Origin of the sequence: Pelosinus fermentans DSM 17108 (genome assembly GCF_000271485.2) — a bacterium.
Lineage (GTDB): Bacteria > Bacillota > Negativicutes > DSM-13327 > DSM-13327 > Pelosinus > Pelosinus fermentans.
Genome location: NZ_AKVN02000001.1, coordinates 3,713,693 through 3,732,065, shown reverse-complemented (window position 1 = coordinate 3,732,065; position 18,373 = coordinate 3,713,693). Strand labels below are relative to the sequence as shown.

The window sequence follows — 18,373 nt, the reverse complement described above, 5'->3', positions numbered from 1 at the left end:
CTGACACTGATGAGCACGGTTTTAGGCAGAGTTCTAAAACTGCATTTTTTTGTACTCTACGGGTGTACAGCCTTTTAGTTTCTTAAAAGTTCTGTTAAAGGTAGCAATGCTGTTAAAGCCAGAGGAAAGGGCAATTTCGGTAATGGACATGTTATGAGCAATTAATAATCTAATTGCTTTTTTTATACGGCGTTCATTTAAATAGCTCAAAAAATGATTACCGGTCATTTCCTTAAAAATTCTTGAAAAATGGTATTCGCTAAAGCCTGCGGCAGAAGAAACATCTTTAAGGGAGATGTCATTTTGATATTGTTCTTCAATATATTGAAATGCTAAATTTAATTTCTCTAAAATATGAAATTTTTTATTGCTGCTGCTTGATATTTCAGCATTGATATTGTTACAAACACTGCGGGATAATAACACCAGAATGTCAAATATTCGGGCATTTAGATATAAGGTATATCCCAATGCTCGATGCTGGTATTCATTAATCAGGGCAATAATGTTTTTTTCTAATTCGGTGTGCAATAAGGGGTCTTCTTTGGCAGAGATGAATTTTGTCATAGATAAGAAAGGAGTAAGCTGATGTGATTGGCCAAACACATCCAGTGTGGAGATTTCAAATTGAATAAAAAAACGATTTCCTTTGTTATTACGGGTATGAAAACTATGAATATCCCCACCAGCAATAAATAGAATATCTTTTTCACACATTGTATATTCTTGACCATTTACCGTAGCCACATAATCGTTTTCGACTGGGTATACCAATTCAGCAGCATGATGCCAATGCAAAGGCCAATCAAAGTTATCAAACGTATTTAATTCAATACGAAAGGGATAGGTTTCGGTATATATATCTTTTTCTTGTAAGCCTTCTATGATCATAAATGCACTCCTAACTTATAATTAATTTTATCCAAGATGAATTATAAGAGTAAAAATGGATTATCAAAAATATAGCTTAATTTCATTAGAAGATGTAATGGTATCCTATGTAAATAACATCAAGCAAGAAGTGATGATATTGCAGCAAAAAATGAGAATATTTAAAAAATTAAAAGTATTATACTATAGATTATAAACTAAAAGTTTCTGTTAGTGTTGCATTATTTAGAACAGAGATCGTATATTTTTTGATGAATATGAAGCAAATCGCAATGGTTTAAGGAATGGCTTACAAGGGGGATGAGAGAATGGAAATATTTGATTATCAAGATGAGACATTGAGTTTTGAACAACGTGCAAAAGATTTAGTTTCAAGGATGACAATAGAAGAAAAAGTAACCCAAATGGTATACAGTTCACCAGCTATTTCTAGGTTAGGCATTCCTGCTTACAATTGGTGGAGTGAAGCACTGCATGGTGTTGCGCGAGCAGGTGTTGCTACCGTATTTCCACAAGCAATAGGGTTGGCAGCTACTTTTGATGAGAAGCTGATTTATGATGTGGCCGAAATAATATCAATTGAAGCCAGAGCTAAATTTCACGAATTTCAGAGAAAAGGAGATCATGGTATATACAAGGGGTTAACATTTTGGTCTCCGAATGTCAATATTTTTCGAGATCCCCGATGGGGACGCGGGCAGGAGACTTTTGGGGAAGATCCCTATTTGACAGGACGATTAGGCGTGTCCTTTATAAAAGGACTACAAGGTCAGGATAAAAAATATTTAAGGGCGGCCGCCTGTGCGAAACATTTTGCCGTCCATAGTGGCCCGGAAAGCGAGCGGCATCGTTTTGATGCTGTGGTTTCACCGAAAGATTTGCGAGAAACATATCTGCCTGCTTTTAAAGAATGTGTGAAAGAAGCAAATGTGGAAGCGGTAATGGGGGCATATAACAGGGTGAATGGTGAACCTTGCTGTGGCAGTAACATACTTTTAAAAGAAACATTAAGACAAGAATGGGGCTTTACTGGACATGTGGTTTCTGACTGTTGGGCGATAAAAGATTTTCATGAAAACCATAGAGTAACCAGCAGCGCTCCGGAGTCAGTAGCACTGGCTTTAAATAACGGCTGTGATTTAAACTGTGGCAATATGTATCTTAATTTATTGATTGCATATCAGGAGGGGTTAGTTACCGAGGAAGCCATAAACACGGCAGTAACAAGATTGATGCTTACCAGAATGAAGCTAGGCTTGTTTGATGCTGCTGAGAATGTTCCATATACCAATATTGGCTTTCACCAAAATGATTGTCAAGAGCATCGAGAGTTTGCCTTAGAAGTATCAAAAAAAACCTTAGTACTATTAAAAAATGAAAACCATTTACTGCCCTTAGACCGCAATACAATATCATCCATTGCGGTTATTGGACCTAACGCTAATAGCAGAGAGGCGCTTACTGGTAATTATTTCGGTACAGCTTCGAATTATATTACCGTATTGGAAGGAATTCGTGAAGCAGTAGGAAAAGATACGATGGTTTCTTACGCCCAAGGCTGCCATTTGTATAGAGATAAGGCAGAGAACTTGGGAGAAGAGCGGGATCGATTTGCTGAAGCTGTTTCTACTGCAGAGCGAGCGGATCTTGTCGTCATGTGCATGGGACTGGATGCGAGTATTGAAGGGGAAGAAGGCGATGTTTCCAACGAATATGCCAGTGGGGACAAATTGGGGCTAAATTTGCCTGGATTGCAGCAAGAACTGTTGGAAGTGATTTATAAAACAGGGAAACCGATCATTTTGGTGCTTCTTGCTGGAAGTGCTTTGGCTGTTACCTGGGCTGCTGAGAAGGTGCCTGCAATTATCCAGGCTTGGTATCCAGGAGCAGAAGGGGGAAAAGCGTTGGCTTCGGCGATTTTTGGTGAATATAGTCCTGTAGGTAAACTGCCAATTACCTTTTATCGTACCACAGAAGAACTTCCTGAGTTTACAGATTACTCCATGAAAAATCGAACTTACAGATACATGACAAAGGAAGCCTTATATCCTTTTGGCTACGGACTTGGTTATACTACTTTTGCATATCGGCAGCTGCAGCTGAATCGTACAAAAATTTGTGCTGGGGAAAACGTTCAATGCTCTATATTGGTTAAGAATACTGGGAATTTTGCATCTGATGAAACAGTACAGTTGTATATAAAAGATGTGAAAGCGAGTGTAGAAGTTCCTATTTGGGCATTACAAGGCATACAAAAAATCCATTTGCTGCCTGGCGCTGAACAAGAAATATCCTTTACCTTAACTTCAAGACAATTAGCACTGATTAATGAAAAAGGTAATTGCATATTGGAGCCTGGTATATTTGAAATATATGTAGGCGGCTGTCAGCCAGATGCCAGGAGTCTTCAGCTGCTGACTGGCAAGGTGATGGAAAAAATCCTATTAGAAGTTGTCGGAGAAGCTATAGAATTAGAGTATTAATAGGTTTTGCTATTGAGGATATAAGGGGGATAACGTTTGATGCAAAAGAGACTGAGAATGGCAGGAATTGAAAAACGTTTTCCGGGTGTATATGCTCTAAGGGGTGTAAATCTTGAAGTTAACGCGGGAGAGGTACATGGACTCTTAGGTGAAAATGGTGCAGGAAAGTCAACACTTATGAAGATTCTAGGCGGAATTTATCCTCAGGATAAAGGGGAGATATTCATTAATGATGTTGATTGTACCCTTATGACACCAGAAAGAGCACAAGCATTGGGAGTCGGTTTTGTTCATCAAGAACTGAATCTTGCAGAAGCCTTAAATGTGGCGGAAAACATTTTCATGGGAAGAATGCCCTATAAAAATAAACTGTTAGGAATTATTGATTATCAGGAATTGTATAGGAATACGCAAGCCATTCTAAAAAAACTTGGTTCTAAAGTAAAGCCTACTGATATAGTAGGAACGCTCCCTACAGCGCAAAAACAGCTGTTAGAGATTGGTAGAGCGATTAGCTTGGATGCAAAAATCGTTATATTTGATGAACCAACGACTTCATTAGGTAATGATGATGTAGCCGCATTGTTTAACATCATTACTACATTGAAACAAGATGGGGTCGCCATCATCTATATATCACATCGATTAAAAGAAGTCTTCGAGATCTGTGACCATGCCACCGTATTGCGGGATGGTCAGTATATAGGGACGGTTGATGTGAAAAGTGTGTCCCAGAATGCCTTAATTACGATGATGGTTGGTCGAGATATTACAGAGTTATTTCCTAAAGAATATGGTCATATCGGGGAAATTATCTTGGAAATACAGGAATTATCGGACTATGCAGGCAGGGTCAAAAGTGTCTCGTTTTATGCTAAGAGAGGTGAAATTGTTGGCTTTGCAGGTCTGGTAGGATCAGGCAGAACGGAAATCGTAAGAATGCTGTTTGGCGCAGATCCCATATCCCAAGGAACTATTAAAGTCAGGGGACAAAAAGTCACGATAAATACGCCTAAAGATGCGATAAATCAAGGGATTTGTTTGCTTACCGAAGATAGAAAAGGCCAAGGATTATCATTGATTATGTCGGTAGCGGAAAACATCAATATGCCCAATATGCAAGATGCTATTTTAAAGCATAGCAAGCTTAAGGCAATTGCTGAAAAATTCAGAGTAAGTCTGCGAATTAAAACGGCATCCGTAGATACTGCGGTCGGTAATTTATCAGGCGGAAATCAGCAAAAGGTCGTTTTGGCAAAATGGCTGAATACTGCCTCAGAAGTATTTATTTTCGATGAGCCCACGAAAGGAATTGATGTGGGGGCTAAGGCTGAAATATATCAAATTATGAATCAATTAGTGAAAGAAAACAAGACTGTAATTATGATATCTTCTGAACTTCCCGAACTTTTGGGCATGGCAGACCGAATTTATGTCATGTGTGAGGGAAAATTAACGGGAGAAATATTGAAACAGGATGCAACGCAAGGGAAGATTATGGCGTTTGCTACCGTAGGGGGGCATCATGTTGAACCCAAAGCTTAATGACGGTTCATCTATATTTAGGAAAATAGATAGTAAGGATTTATTTCTGAAGTATTCCGTGTATATCGTCTTGGTTGTGTTAATAATTGCTTTTTCATTGATTAGTCCGTTGTTCCTAAGCCAGGCCAATATTGGCAATTTCTTTCGGCAAGTTCCAACGGTTGGAATCGCTACTGTTGGGATAACAATGTTGTTAATAACCGGAAGAGTCGATCTGTCAGCAGGAAGTATCGCAGCTTTTGCAGGAACAGCTGCTGTTTTTCTGGCTGTAAAAGGTTTTTCACCTCCTGTGGTCATTTTAGCAGCAATTGTGATAGGAATGTTTTGGGGATTTGTCAATGGTTTCTTTATTGTAAGATTTAAGTTAGATTCCTTTATCTTGACGTTAGGTACTGACTATATGATTCGGGGTATTATTCTGTTTATAACCAATGGTATCTATGTGAAAGGTGTTCCCGATTGGTTTTATTTGTTATCCAATACGAAAGTGGGTGTAAATTTTATTTTCACAAATACCCTTGTTTTTGCAGCAGTGGTAATCGCTTTGACCTATGTGATGAACCATACTCGTTTTGGCCGCTATTGTTATGCGGTAGGTTCTAATCAGGAAGCTGCCAGATTATCAGGAATTAATATTCAAAAACACATCGTAAAAGTATATATGCTGGAAGGAGCTTTAGCGGCACTGGCGGGTGTACTTTTAATGTCCAATCTAAATGTCGGAGCGCCAAGCGAAGCCGCTGGCGTCGGCTTATTTGCTATGGCTGCTGCAATCATTGGAGGTGCAGCTTTCAGTGGTGGTGTCGGGAATATCCCCGGAGCAGTTGTTGGTATTTTTACTTTAGAAATATTTCGTAATGGACTGGCTATTTTGGGTTTAAATTCTTTTATACAACAGGCTGTTACGGGTGGTATTATCGTTATTGCCGTAGTTGTAGATTACTATCGCCGCAATAGATAAAGGTAATACATAAAACACAATCAAACATTATTAGGAGGTGTAATTTGGCAGATCCTTTTAAAGCAGCATGATAGCTGCTAGCGGCAGGAGTATCAATAAGTAATATGTTGGGGGAGATGTAAATGAAAAAGAAGATACTGGCATTACTGCTCATTGGAATCATGATGGGAGTATTGACCGGCTGCTCGGGCTCCGATTCTAAAGCTACTAGTAATGTGTCCGGCTCAGATAAAAAGACGTTATACTTCATCCCGATTGTAGATACAGGAGCATACTGGTCACCGATGAAAAAAGCGGCTGAAGAGCGGGCTAAGGAACTTGGCTATCATTTGGTATTTAAGACTTCACCTCCTAGTGAATCACAAAAAAATGAAAAACATATTGGATTTCTCCAGGAAGCTATAACGAGTAACGCTGTAGGAATTGCGATTGCGCCCATGGACCCGGATATGTTTGATCGGAAGGTGAAAGAAGCAAGGGATGCAGGAGTATCCATCGTTACTTTTGATGCAGATGTCAAAACAAAGGACAACCGAGCGGCTTATGTGGGAACCGATAACAAGTTGGCTGGTGAAGAGTTGGGGAAAAAAGCTGCAGAATATTTAAAAGGAAAAGGAATTAAAAAGGGTAAGATTGCTTTGGCAGCAGTAAATCTTACGCAAACAACTATGACATATCGGCAAGACGGAATAAGAAAAGGGTTTGAGAGTGTAATGGGGGCGGATGCGCAAAGTTTTTCCTGGTTAGAACCCATCCAGGATAATGATCAAGCTTCTGAATCTAAAAGACAGTTAGAAGGGCAGATAACCTCTAATCCAGATTTAATTGCAGTATTTTCTCTAGGTTCCGAGGGGCCTGATACCGGGGTTATGGAAGCTATTAAATCACAAGGCAAGGCTGGGAAAATATATCACTTTGGCTTTGATTATACCCCTACTTGGGAAAATGGAATTAAAGAAGGATTAATTACAGGTATAGTAGACCAAGATTCCTACGCCATCGGTAAAACCATTATTGACGTAATGGACAAAATTATCAAGAAAGAGAAAATACAAGATAACTATCCAGTGGCGGTTAAGTGGGTAGAAGCCAATCAAATCGTGGAGTATGGCAAAGATAAACAAAAACAATTTACGAGTGAAACCAAGTAGTTAGGGTAAAGGTGTGGTTTATAAGGGCAAATCTTTGGTGATTATAGATAGATTGTGATGAAATCGATAAAAGAGGATACTACCTTAATCGGTGTGTATCCTCTTTCTCGTGTTGCTGGTGAAAACAAGGGGACAGGGAGAACAATGCAGTGGAGAAAGCAATTCAAACTGAAAAACAAACTCAAGGGGACGGTTCCTGTGAGTTTTAAAAAAGTGATAGAATGTCAATGAAGTGGTAAAAATGTCCATAAAAGCGCTTCAAAGGAGCGAAAGTGGTATCTATCACATTATTATAAGAGATCAATAAACAGTCATATTTGAGGATGATGAAGTTCGAGAAAGGTTTATAGGATATTTACAATCTTATAAAGAAAATTGCTAGCTATATTGTATGTGGGTATGTTTGGCTACTCGATCTTCGATATGCTAGAAGAAGCATAACTAATATTGTGTATCTGCTAGTTATGCCTTTTTCATCAAAACTTAGCAAAAAATGTATTTATAGGGTAGGTTTTTTATTTTTTATAGAGAAATATAATAAAATATGGAAAGGGGTGTGTTATGCTAAAAAAATGTGTGCGTTTGGTCTTATGTTTAACTTTATGCTCAATTTTACAAATTGGGTTTGCCAAGGAATATTTACCTGAGGTCTTTGAGTATGTGCAAAATGATGGGACTGTTATTCTTTATGCGGGGAAAGTTAGCGAAGATCCTGCAGTTGAATTCAATCGGATTTTTAAAGCAGATGGGGAGCAATATAGTGCTCTGCGCATAGCTACCAGCCGAGCAAATAGTGAAAATATGAATGTAGATTTAATTTTGGATGGAATCAGTTATCCATTATCAATCATGGAGGATGCGAGAAAAGATCCATTACCTCCGAAGTTGCAGCAAAAATGGTACAAGGTGTCAAACGAATTGGAAGAACAGTTGCAAAAGGTGCAAACTATATCTGTTCGTATGCATTTGAGCAATGGAAAAAGCGATAACAAAGATATTAAGCGTACTGCATTACAGTCATTAAAATTTATTGCTTCTGTACATACAATAGATGATGCCAAGGCATATGTAAAAAGTATCGATAAGGCGACAGAATTTAGAATTTTTATACCGAATAAAAAGCCGGCAGATATTGCACCAGCTTTAATTTATCAAGCAAATTATTACCCTTTAGGAAAATTCAACAATAGCGATTATTATCAAGCAAAGTTTTCAAATGATTGGACAACGGGATCGTTTGAAGATACAGATTATATCTATGAGACCTATATGTTTCCGTATATATGGTCTGAATTAAAAGAAGAAAAAGATGGTACGCGTGTAAGTTTGAATTTGTTTAAAAAGATATACCATTATAGTAAAGTAACGGATAAGTTTACTGGTGTAAGTTTCACAAGACTCAGTTCTATAAATTATGAATTGATGAAACCTTCGGATAAATTACATAGTCAGGGTCAATATGAACTAAATATGTGGGCGTATTATTTAAGAAATATATATACCGATTTATATGGAATGTATTCTTACGGATTAAAATGGGATATGATTCCTAAAAAAAATTCAACGGAGCAAGAAAGACGGGATAATTGGAGTACAGCTCCTTACTTTATTACATCTGTTGATGGGGATGATTTTAAAGAATTGCGTGATATATCTGCAGGCGATCAGCTTGTTGCAATAAATGGGAAAGCAACTGATGCGATGTATTTTTATCAAACCTTGATGGAAACAGAGTATGCTGGAAATCCAGTTGTGTTTACTTTACGTAACAAAGATGGTATTGAAAAAGAGGTCACCATCACACCTACATTTACGCCGACAACAAAACAGATAAATTATCTGGAAATCCTTAATAAAGATAAACGCCAATTAAAACATGTGGATTTGTATGAAGGGTATCCATATGATTTCAGAACCTATGATCCATTGGGACAAGGGGATGTATAAGTTTAGTTAGAGCAATATCCTTGGTTGGAAGGAGCGGAAAATGTGTGTAAAGAAGAATCAGCGGCGCAGTTGATTCAATAACAGATCCCTGTCCTTTTGTTTTAAGGATCAAAAAACAGTCATTTCATGATGCTTGCCGATTTATCGGTATCATCATGAAATGACTGTCTCTTTTTGGTATCGTTATTTTTGCCCTTTAAATTCTTCTGCCAGTGCTTTAAAAGCAGGAATAGAATTCTTAATACTATTGAAATCAACGCAATAAGCCAATCTAAAGTATCCAGGGCAACCAAATCCGCTGCCAGGTACAATGAGGAGATTGTATTTCAGTGCGCGTTTTGCAAATTCGATGTCGTCGGGAATAAGGGATTGAGGAAAAAGATAAAATGCTCCCTGGGGTTTTACGCAGGAATATCCTAACTCAATCAGATTATTGTATAAGAAATCACGTCTTCTTTTATATTCATCAGTATTTACAACCGTGTCTAACGAATCGGCGATTACTTTTTGGAAAAGGGATGGGGCATTTACGAAACCTAGTGTTCGATTGCAAAAAATCATGCCGTTGATTAATAAATCCACATCAGCAATACTTGGATTTACTGCAATATAGCCAACGCGTTCGCCTGGGATGGCTAAAGATTTACTGTAGGAGTTTACAATGGCAGAATGCTTGAATATCTTCAGAATGCTGGGTACTTCCACTTGATCATAGACTATTTTGCTGTAAGGTTCATCAGATATTACAAGTATTTTGGAGTTGAACTCTGTTTCTTTAGTTACTAATAGAGCAGCAATCTTTTTTAATGTTTCTTCGCTGTATACTACGCCTGTCGGATTATTGGGTGAATTGATGATGATTGCTTTACATTTAGATGTGATACTTCTGGCGAGAAGATCTAGAGAAGGTTCAAAGGTCTTGGTATCTGCCGGGACAACTACAGGTTTCCCATTACAGTTTTCAATATAAAATAGATATTCAACAAAATACGGAGAAAAAACGATTACTTCATCTTCGGGATTTAAGATGCTTTTTAAGACAACATTCAGTCCACCAGCAGCTCCACAGGTCATGATGATATGATTTTGTGTTACAGGCAATCCGCTTTCCTCAGAAGTTTTTTTTGCGATTTTCTCCCGGACTTCTGGGTGTCCAGCGTTGCTCATATAACGATGAAGACCAGCACTGTCGTCTGATGTATATTTCTTAATGGCATTTTTTACTTCTACTGGTGGTTCATAGTCAGGATTACCCAAACTAAAATCGTATACATTTTCTGCACCATGAATTTTTCGAAGTTTTGCTCCTTCCTCAAACATAGCACGTATCCACGAAGATTTATTAATCTTATTGTAAATATTTTGTGAAATCATGTTAATTCCTCCTGAATGTTGTAAATAGAATATTTTAGGGTGGTTCTTTTATTCTTTCTGGATGCATTGCTTAAAATCCTTTTAAGTAAAAAAAACAAGGGGACAGGGATGTTGTTTCAGGAAATAAGAGGTGATAAAAATAGATTAAAAGGTGAAAGTTGTGGCAAGAAATCAAGAGAAAAAGCAACAGTGGAATATAAGTCAGTATCAGGATCAAGGGATTATCGTAAAAAAATGTTCCTCTGGCATTTGCATGGGCATATGATATTACGGATAGTCGTGTCTGCCAGAACATACAACATTTCAGTTAAAATAATTTTTAATTCTCGGCGCGACTCTATCAAGCGTTCTTGAAGACACGCTAATGCAAAGGAAAGGATGATAGTATGTCGCAAAAGATTATGACGGTTTGCGGTCCGATCGCACCAGAACAGCTTGGTTTCACCTCTATGCATGAACATGTCCTTTCGGACTGCTCCATGTTTCGCAGCCGAATTCGCAAATCCTGCTTTATCCCGAGTCATCGCAACCTGAAGCTGGAAGATAAGCTAGTGCTGGAGAATCGTTCAGCCCTGCGTCATAACATAGTTTTATCTTTGGACAATATGAGGTTAGATGACAAACAGATGATGACTGCCGAAGTAGGCGAATTTAAAGATCGTGGTGGTAATTCAATTGTTGAAGTTAGCGCACCTGGCATTCGCAGTTCGCCCAATGACCTTCTTGCCATTCGGCAGATAGCCGAACGTACAGGTGTTCATATTGTGGCTTCTACAGGTTTATATGCAGAATACACATGGCCAGCTTATTACCGTGATATGTCATTTAAACAGTTTTGCTCATTCTTGCGCCGCGAAATTGATCAAGGCGTTGGCAAAACTGGTATTTTTCCCGGCCATATCAAGGCGGCTTATGAGGTGTACACTAAACAATTAGAAGACTATTTGCGCGCGGCAGCCTTCGTCTCCGGCGAAACAGGCTTGTCGCTGCAGGTTCACCTAGGACCTGATCTCACAAAGGACGAGGTGAGGCAGAATGTACTGCAGCCCCTATCTCGAGGTGGGTGTATTCCTGAAAGGACAATCTTGTGTCATGTCCAGCTGCTGATGGGCGTTCTTTCTATTGAACAACTTGTGAATAATCCTGGGCATGTACCTTTTGATATCAGCCTGCACAGAGAGTTGCTTGATATGGGCTTTATACTTTCTTTCACTCCTTTTGGTTTTGAGGCCGATGATGAGCCTTTGGGGATTGCTCATTATCCTGACTGGTATATTTTATCGGGGTTAGTGTCGTTGATCCGAGAGGGCTATGCAGGACAAATCGTTATCGGGAATGATGTATTTACTAAACTGGCTACACGTCGGGGTGGGGGTGAAGGTTATACGCGTCTCGCAGATTTTGTTGTACCATCATTGAAAAAATGCGGTGTGTCTGACAATGATATCAAAAAGATAATGATAGAAAATCCGGCTCGTATTTTAGCCTTTTAAGGGTATAACTTATAAAAGCTAGGACCAGCTAATTTGGTTAGCTGGTCTTATTTTTTATTCCTGCTGTAATGAATAAAATTATCAAGAAAGAGAAAATACAAGATAATCATGTTGCTGGCAGCTTTGATAATTGCCAGCTTCCCAGTCCGTCTAGTTCCAGTTTTAATGTATGAAATTTCTTTAAAGCGTCTTGATGTCCGACACTGATAAGTACGGTTTTAGGCAGCATTCTTTTTAAGAGAGCATACATATATAGCTCCGTTTCTGTATCAAGGGAAGATGTTGCTTCGTCAAGCAGCAGCCAGTCCGGCTGATGCAGTATGGCCCTGGCAATTGCTAATTTTTGTTGTTCACCTAAGGATAAAATTTCCCCCCAATTATTTTCTTGATCTAATTGTTCTGTTAGGAAGGATAGCTGGCACAGTTTTAACGTTTCCTGCATAGCGAGTCTGGTGATGGGGGTGTGAAGGTTAGGATAGAGGAGTACATTGTACAATGTGTGGATGGGAATATAAGATTTCTGCGGCACTAGAATTAATTTTTCCTTAGGTGGATGTGCAAGCGTTCCTTGGGAGAAAGGCCAAATACCGGTTAAGGTCTTTAGCAGCGTGCTTTTTCCACAGCCAGATGGACCTGTAATGAGGATATTATCTTTGGCAGTTACCCGCAGAGACAAGTTTTTTAATAAGAACTCTTTGCGGGGACATTGTATAGAAAGGTCTTTTGCGATAAAGGAATCGTTTACAGGAGGATGTATCGTAAGATCTTGTGTTGCTTTTAGTAATAGTTGGGCTTTGCGCATATTTTGAGTAAATTGCGTAAGGCGAATCAGGATGGATTGCCATTCCGCAATTTTGCTAAAACTATCAATGATGTAAGAAAGAGCTGAGTGGACATACCAATAGGCTCCTGATATTTCAAAGAGTTGACCCAGTTGTATTTCATTGTTGAAATAACGGGGGGAGGCCATGAGAAAAGCAAAAATAATGGATACTTGAGAATAAATTACAGTAAGCCAAGTTATATTTTTACTGGTGATTGTAATTTTTCCATAGTTGGCATAAATATTGTGAAAAATACGCATGAATTTATTTTTTTCGGCTGTTTCTCCATTATATAATGCGATACTTTCGTCATTTTCCCGGAAACGGACAAGAGCGTAGCGAAAATCAGCTTCATAGCCCTGTTGCAAGACATTTAGCCTTACCAAGGGGCGGCCTATCCGGGTGATCAGGCAGGTGCCTATGATGGAATATCCTAATGCCGCCCAGACTAGATAGCCATAGATGGTTATGGGAGTTTGGTTAACGGTAAGGCTAAGATTTCCCGATAACTGCCACAGAACGGTAATGAAGGTAATGAGGGTAGCAATTTGTTTTAATAATCCTAAAAAAAGGCTGAGTGTGTTAGTGGCAAGTAAATGAACATCTTCACTAATACGCTGATCAGGATTATCTGCATTATGGAGTAAATGATTCATATAATAATAAGTTTTGTCATGAAGCCAGCGCTGCAGATAATGATGAGTCATCCATTGCCGCCAGTGCATTTGCAGCATCATCTGAAAAAAAACCTGAAACCCGGAAATAATAATATAAACACTGCCTATAAGGCTAAAATCAAGTAAAGCACTAATAAAACCGGCATAATTGTAATACTGGAGTTGATGATAGAAGTTTCCCTGCCAGTGATTTAAATATAAATTAATCAGAACAATACCTATGTTTAGTGTTATAGTTATAAGGAGCAATCCCCAGGCCAGCAGCGCTTTTCTTGAAAACCAATAAGAGGTGATTAACTGCCAGGAAGTAGTATGCAGACTGGGTTTTCCTTGTTGCACGATTGTCCTCCTTGCCAGATAATTCCATCGTAGTTTATTATATATAGACATGATAAATATATGAAGGCAGTTAGTAGAATATGATGAGGCGTTCTTTCATTATAAGTTGACAGTAGGACTTGAGTATGGTATTTTAAACAGGTAAGTTACAAAAGGTACAATCTAATAAGAAGAGATAGGTGCCCGCAAGGGCTTAATAGGGAAGTTCGGTTGAATGCCGGCGCGGTCCCGCCACTGTATTGGTGAGTGACTTCAAGTTTATGCCACTGGGATGGAAATCCTGGGAAGGTTTGAAGGAGCGATGATCCAGAGCCAGGAGAACTGCCTATTTGACAATCGCCGTTTGACCTGCGAGGAAACAGGGAGGAGATTATTCGAGGCATCTATTTGATAGGTTCGTTTCAGGTTGTCATTCAACTGAAACCAGTGAAAAAAATAGGTTTCTCAAATAGTCAATTCTTCCAGGGAAGAGTTAGGTTTGACTAGTTGAGAAATCTATTTTTTATTTTGTCAAAAGTCGAACTGAAGAAATTACGATTCTTAAAAGGTGGTGTAATATAGGGATTTGCTTCTTTTAGAGTCAAATTAAATTTTACTCCAGTGGTTTCTACTAAAAAAAGAATAGAAAGAGATAGGTGCCCGCAAGGGCTTAATAGGGAAGTCCGGTTAAAAGCCGGCGCGGTCCCGCCACTGTATTGGTGAGCAACCTCAAGATATGCCACTGGGATGAATTTCCTGGGAAGGTTTGAGTGCGCGATGATCCAGAGCCAGGAGAACTGCCTATTTGACAATCACCGTTTGACCTACGAGGAAATAGGAAGGGGATTATTTGAGGCGTCTACTTTATAGGCTATTTTGGGTTGTCTTTTACTTAAAATAGTTAAGCATAATGGATTTCTCTTATAATCATCTCTTTATGGCTAAAGATGATTATAAGAGAGATCCATTTTTACATTGAAAAAATGAAAAAATCATAAATCCTTTGGAGGTATATAAAATGGAATTAACAAGTGAAATGGCAAGAGAACTTATGGGGATACAGCAGCAATATAAGAAAGGTTTTGCAATTAAACAAGACAATCAAAAGACTAAAAAGGAAATACGAACGAAGGATATTACAAAGACACAATGGTTCTGGGACATGGCTGTTTTGTCTTAAAAGTAAGCATATAGTACTAGCCTGGGCTAAAGATTGTGAGGAAATGTTTGGTGAATCCTCCGGCTCTTGTTGCTGGAGGATTTTCATTTAAGGACAGTAAGCCTTTATATTTAAAAGTGGAGTTATGAATACCAAATTAAATTTGTTTTAGGAGGAAATGATGAGTATAACAAAAAAACAGTATCTGTTTTTGGCGATGCTAGTGCTGGTATCATTTTTATTAATCGGCTGCATAAATAAACAAGTTACGAATGATGGTTCTAAAGAACAACAAGGGAGGGTTATGATAAACAATCATAAACGTGTGATTGAATTTGTAACTGTTCCTCAGCGAGTAGTTACTTTGAACCAGCATGCCACTGAGATTATGCTGGCTCTGGGTCTTTCGGACAAAATAGTAGGAGCAGCCCATATGGACGGTGAAATTCAGGCTGAATACAAGGAACAATATAACAAAATTCAAGTCCTATCGGATAGGTATCCTTCAAAGGATACCTTATTAGCAGTAAAACCGGATTTTATTTATGGCTATAATGATGCCTTTGAGGATAAGTGGATTGGTACTGTGGATGTTCTGGAAAAGCAAAATATTAAGTCCTATATCACCCAAGGGGGACTTAAGGAGCATGCAACGGTTCAGGAAGTGTATAATGATATTAACAATATCGGAAAAATTTTTCATGTTGAAGCAAAAGCACAGGATCTCATTAAAAATATAAAAAATGAGATTCAGCTAGTTAAAGAAAAAACTGATATTATCGATAAACGGGTCAAATTTATGGTAATTGATGCAGCGGCAGGGAATCAAGTTTTAATTGCAGGAAGATCGCTGGAAAGTGATTTAATACGTTTGGCGGGCGGTGATAATGTTTTTGGAAATTTAGAAAAAAGCTGGGGAAAAACAGACTGGCAGGAGATCATAAGACGCAATCCAGAGGTGATTGTGATTAATGAACATGCTGCATCATCAGCCCAAGAGACAATACAAATGCTTGTAAAGAATCCGGCATTATCGGAGGTAGAAGCAATCAAGAAGCGACGATTTGTTATTTTTTCTTTCAATGATATGAATGGAGGAATTAGAAGCGGTAAAACGGTTCAATGGTTAGCCAAAGCTTTTTATCCACAGCTATTTCAGTAATGAATCTCTTGCATTGACAAATCATACCGCTTGTTATACGATACAAGCGGTATGATAAAAAGTACATATGGATGGTATAGGTGCCCGTTAGGGCTTAATAGGGAAGTTCGGTTACATGCCGACGCGGTCCCGCCACTGTAATGAGGAGCTTCCCCTAGTTTTACCACTGAGATAAAATCTTGGGAAGGTTTGAGGAAGCGATGATTCTAAGTCAGGAGAACTGCCTATATAACAATCACCAATTGACCTGCGAGTGATGGGGAGGGGATTAAGTACAGATGTTAGTTGTATTTTTTCTGGCACATAGGCTGGAATTTTTATAGAATGAGTCAGATTACTTAATGATAAGCTTCAATCTCTTAACCAATTGGTTAGGAGATTTTTTATATGTATTCACTAGCAGAGAAGAAGAAATAAGGAGTGGCTAATGATGAAAAAGGCTATTGTAGTTGTGAGTTTTGGTACAACCTATCAGGAAGGGTTACGACTCAATATTGAAAGCGTGGAGAATAAGATCAAAGCGAATTTTCCCGAATATGAAGTACGCAGAGCCTTTACATCCCGAATCGTTATCAAAAGGTTAGCAGCCAGAGACGGTATTCACATTGATACAGAAACAGAAGCAATCCAAAGGCTGGAGGATGAAGGATACAAAGAAGTATATGTTCAGCCCTTACATGTGGTTGGCGGCGAAGAATTCGACAAGATCAAAAAAATCGTCATACAGTACATTCATGGGCACCAAAAAGCATTTGACAAGCTTGTAATCGGCCGTCCTTTGCTGTATTATACCGGACAGGAAGACAGACCAGATGATTATGTTGAAGCAATTGAGGCTTTGACGGCACAATTGCCTAATGTGGAAAGTCAAGAAGCCATTGTGTTTATGGGACATGGAGGCGTACATCCTGCTAATACAGCTTATGCTGCATTACAAATGAAGATGGAAGAAGCCGGGCTGAATCATGTATTTGTATATACCGTAGAAGGGTTCCCTCCGCTGGAAAGTGTGATTGCAAAGTTAAAAAAACGGAATATCAAGAAAGTAACATTGATGCCATTTATGCTGGTTGCCGGTGATCATGTCAATAATGACATGGCTGGCGATGAGGAAGATTCTGCGAAATCTCAGCTAGTAAAGGCAGGTTTCACAGTGGATGTCTATCTCCATGGCTTAGGAGAAAATACGAAGATTCAAGATCTGTATGTGCAGCATCTTAAGGACGCTATGAGTCAAAAAGCCGGACATGGTATGTGCAAGCATTAATAAATAAGATAATTGCATAGATAAATAACAGTAATAGCTAGATGTTTCTTGTAAATATCTAGCTATTCTATAAATTTTATCTGTATTTGATAAGAATAAAGAAAGGATGTGCAGGTGATTTAGAGGAGTTGGTGTTTACTTATGGCAATCAGTAAAAAGAATGTCATTACAATGAAAAGAAGCTACAGCTGCAGTATGTCTGGCGTGTGGAATGCTGTGGCGCACAATTCAGCAGGTACCTGCTTCCTCCCTTTGCGTTTTATTGGGGAGGAAGAGTAAAGTCACATGTGGGGATTGACACTTTAGCCGTTGATTTAGAGAAAGAGCATGTCCAAGTGCGGGGAATCGTTTTTATTGCACTCAACCAGACCTGGAAGGATGCTTTAGTGCGTGGCAAAAATTATTACTTAACATTATGGAAATAAGAATAACAAACGCATTAATCGGAACTCACGACAGTTGAAGTGAAAAAGGTATATATTGACTGCTAATAACATGATATAGTAAGAAAAGAGGGGGGATTTATATGGAAAACAGACATGGCTTAATTCTTGTTAATACAGGAAATGGCAAAGGGAAAACAACAGCAGCTTTAGGTCTTGGACTAAGGGCTTGGGGACAGGGGTTCAAAGTGCTGATCATACAGTTTATTAAAGGCAGCTGGAAGTATGGGGAATTAAAAACGGCAGAGGCTTTGGGACCTAATTTTGTAATGCGTCAGATGGGGGAAGGTTTTGTTCGCAATGCGAATGAAGATGCTATGGCTGATCATCGTCATGCAGCTGAAGAAGCTTTGGCGATGGCTCGAAAAGAAATTGTATCAAACCAGTGGGATATGATTATTTTAGATGAAATTAACTATGCGATTAAGTTTGACGTTATATCTCTAGAAGCAGTATTAAAATTATTGGAGGACAAGCCCTCTGCTTTGCATCTTGTGCTGACAGGGCGGGATGTCCGCCCTGAGATTATTGATAAAGCGGATTTAGTAACAGAAATGAAAGAGATTAAACATCCTTATAAAAAGGGCATAAAGGCTCAAAAAGGGATAGAATTTTAAAAGAATTTGTTACCAGTGAATTGCTTGACAATTCTTTAAAGATATTATAAAGTGAATCTTA

Annotated in this window: 16 protein-coding genes and 3 riboswitches; of the genes, 13 read left to right on the top strand and 3 right to left on the bottom strand. The window is 38.6% G+C overall.

Features of this window, described 5'->3' with window-relative positions; translation table 11 throughout:
- Positions 1-33 precede the first annotated feature (33 nt).
- Complete coding sequence (locus FR7_RS17310; protein ID WP_007951437.1) at positions 34-891, bottom strand: helix-turn-helix transcriptional regulator; 858 nt, start codon at positions 889-891, stop codon at positions 34-36.
- Between the two features lie 308 nt (positions 892-1,199).
- Between FR7_RS17310 and FR7_RS17305 the strand changes: the two genes are divergently transcribed.
- From FR7_RS17305 to FR7_RS17285, 6 genes are all read left to right on the top strand, one after another.
- Entirely contained in the window at positions 1,200-3,374 is a 2,175-nt protein-coding gene (locus tag FR7_RS17305) for a glycoside hydrolase family 3 C-terminal domain-containing protein (RefSeq protein ID WP_007951440.1), read from the top strand.
- 39 nt (positions 3,375-3,413) lie between these two features.
- On the top strand, positions 3,414-4,919 hold the full coding sequence (locus tag FR7_RS17300) for a sugar ABC transporter ATP-binding protein (protein WP_007951442.1): 1,506 nt from the start codon (positions 3,414-3,416) through the stop codon (positions 4,917-4,919).
- On the top strand, positions 4,900-5,880 hold the full coding sequence (locus FR7_RS17295) for an ABC transporter permease (protein WP_007951444.1): 981 nt from the start codon (positions 4,900-4,902) through the stop codon (positions 5,878-5,880). Before FR7_RS17300 ends, FR7_RS17295 begins: the two co-directional genes overlap by 20 nt.
- A gap of 122 nt (positions 5,881-6,002) precedes the next feature.
- Positions 6,003-7,031 carry a sugar ABC transporter substrate-binding protein gene (locus FR7_RS17290; RefSeq protein ID WP_007951447.1) on the top strand — a complete coding sequence of 343 codons (1,029 nt, stop codon included), beginning with the start codon at positions 6,003-6,005 and terminating at the stop codon, positions 7,029-7,031.
- Positions 7,032-7,088: 57 nt separating this feature from the next.
- Positions 7,089-7,262 (top strand): hypothetical protein, encoded by a 174-nt coding sequence (locus FR7_RS24270; RefSeq protein ID WP_237769549.1) that lies wholly within the window; start codon positions 7,089-7,091, stop codon positions 7,260-7,262.
- Positions 7,263-7,592: 330 nt separating this feature from the next.
- The gene (locus FR7_RS17285; protein WP_007951448.1) at positions 7,593-8,978 is read left to right on the top strand and encodes a hypothetical protein; all 1,386 of its coding nucleotides are present in this window, start codon (positions 7,593-7,595) and stop codon (positions 8,976-8,978) included.
- A gap of 183 nt (positions 8,979-9,161) precedes the next feature.
- Here FR7_RS17285 and FR7_RS17280 read toward each other — a convergent pair whose 3' ends face one another.
- Positions 9,162-10,352, bottom strand: coding sequence for a pyridoxal phosphate-dependent aminotransferase (locus FR7_RS17280; protein ID WP_007933729.1), 1,191 nt, complete (start codon positions 10,350-10,352; stop codon positions 9,162-9,164).
- A 386-nt stretch (positions 10,353-10,738) separates the two neighbouring features.
- Here FR7_RS17280 and FR7_RS17270 point away from each other — a divergent pair, with 386 nt between their 5' ends.
- The gene (locus FR7_RS17270; protein WP_007933721.1) at positions 10,739-11,845 is read left to right on the top strand and encodes a phosphotriesterase family protein; all 1,107 of its coding nucleotides are present in this window, start codon (positions 10,739-10,741) and stop codon (positions 11,843-11,845) included.
- Positions 11,846-11,951: 106 nt separating this feature from the next.
- On the opposite strand, the gene FR7_RS17265 is transcribed toward FR7_RS17270, so the two are convergent.
- Positions 11,952-13,685, bottom strand: coding sequence for an ABC transporter ATP-binding protein/permease (locus FR7_RS17265; protein WP_007933720.1), 1,734 nt, complete (start codon positions 13,683-13,685; stop codon positions 11,952-11,954).
- A gap of 160 nt (positions 13,686-13,845) precedes the next feature.
- A riboswitch (cobalamin riboswitch) is annotated at positions 13,846-14,028 on the top strand.
- A 273-nt stretch (positions 14,029-14,301) separates the two neighbouring features.
- Positions 14,302-14,483, top strand: a riboswitch (cobalamin riboswitch).
- Positions 14,484-14,682: 199 nt separating this feature from the next.
- Here FR7_RS17265 and FR7_RS23945 point away from each other — a divergent pair.
- The 6 genes from FR7_RS23945 (at position 14,683) to cobO (ending at position 18,312) form a co-directional block, all read left to right on the top strand.
- Positions 14,683-14,844, top strand: a complete 162-nt coding sequence (locus FR7_RS23945) for a hypothetical protein (protein WP_007933719.1) — start codon at positions 14,683-14,685, stop codon at positions 14,842-14,844.
- 160 nt (positions 14,845-15,004) lie between these two features.
- Positions 15,005-15,985, top strand: coding sequence for an ABC transporter substrate-binding protein (locus tag FR7_RS17260; RefSeq protein WP_007933718.1), 981 nt, complete (start codon positions 15,005-15,007; stop codon positions 15,983-15,985).
- A 61-nt stretch (positions 15,986-16,046) separates the two neighbouring features.
- Positions 16,047-16,227, top strand: a riboswitch (cobalamin riboswitch).
- 188 nt (positions 16,228-16,415) lie between these two features.
- On the top strand, positions 16,416-17,252 hold the full coding sequence (locus FR7_RS17255; RefSeq protein WP_017531179.1) for a sirohydrochlorin cobaltochelatase: 837 nt from the start codon (positions 16,416-16,418) through the stop codon (positions 17,250-17,252).
- 141 nt (positions 17,253-17,393) lie between these two features.
- A complete protein-coding gene (locus tag FR7_RS23565; RefSeq protein WP_017531178.1) occupies positions 17,394-17,531 on the top strand; it encodes a hypothetical protein in 138 nt (45 codons plus the stop codon).
- Positions 17,532-17,539: 8 nt separating this feature from the next.
- The gene (locus FR7_RS23560; protein WP_017531177.1) at positions 17,540-17,677 is read left to right on the top strand and encodes a hypothetical protein; all 138 of its coding nucleotides are present in this window, start codon (positions 17,540-17,542) and stop codon (positions 17,675-17,677) included.
- A gap of 101 nt (positions 17,678-17,778) precedes the next feature.
- Entirely contained in the window at positions 17,779-18,312 is a 534-nt protein-coding gene (gene cobO / locus FR7_RS17250; RefSeq protein ID WP_007933716.1) for a cob(I)yrinic acid a,c-diamide adenosyltransferase, read from the top strand.
- Positions 18,313-18,373: the final 61 nt, after the last annotated feature.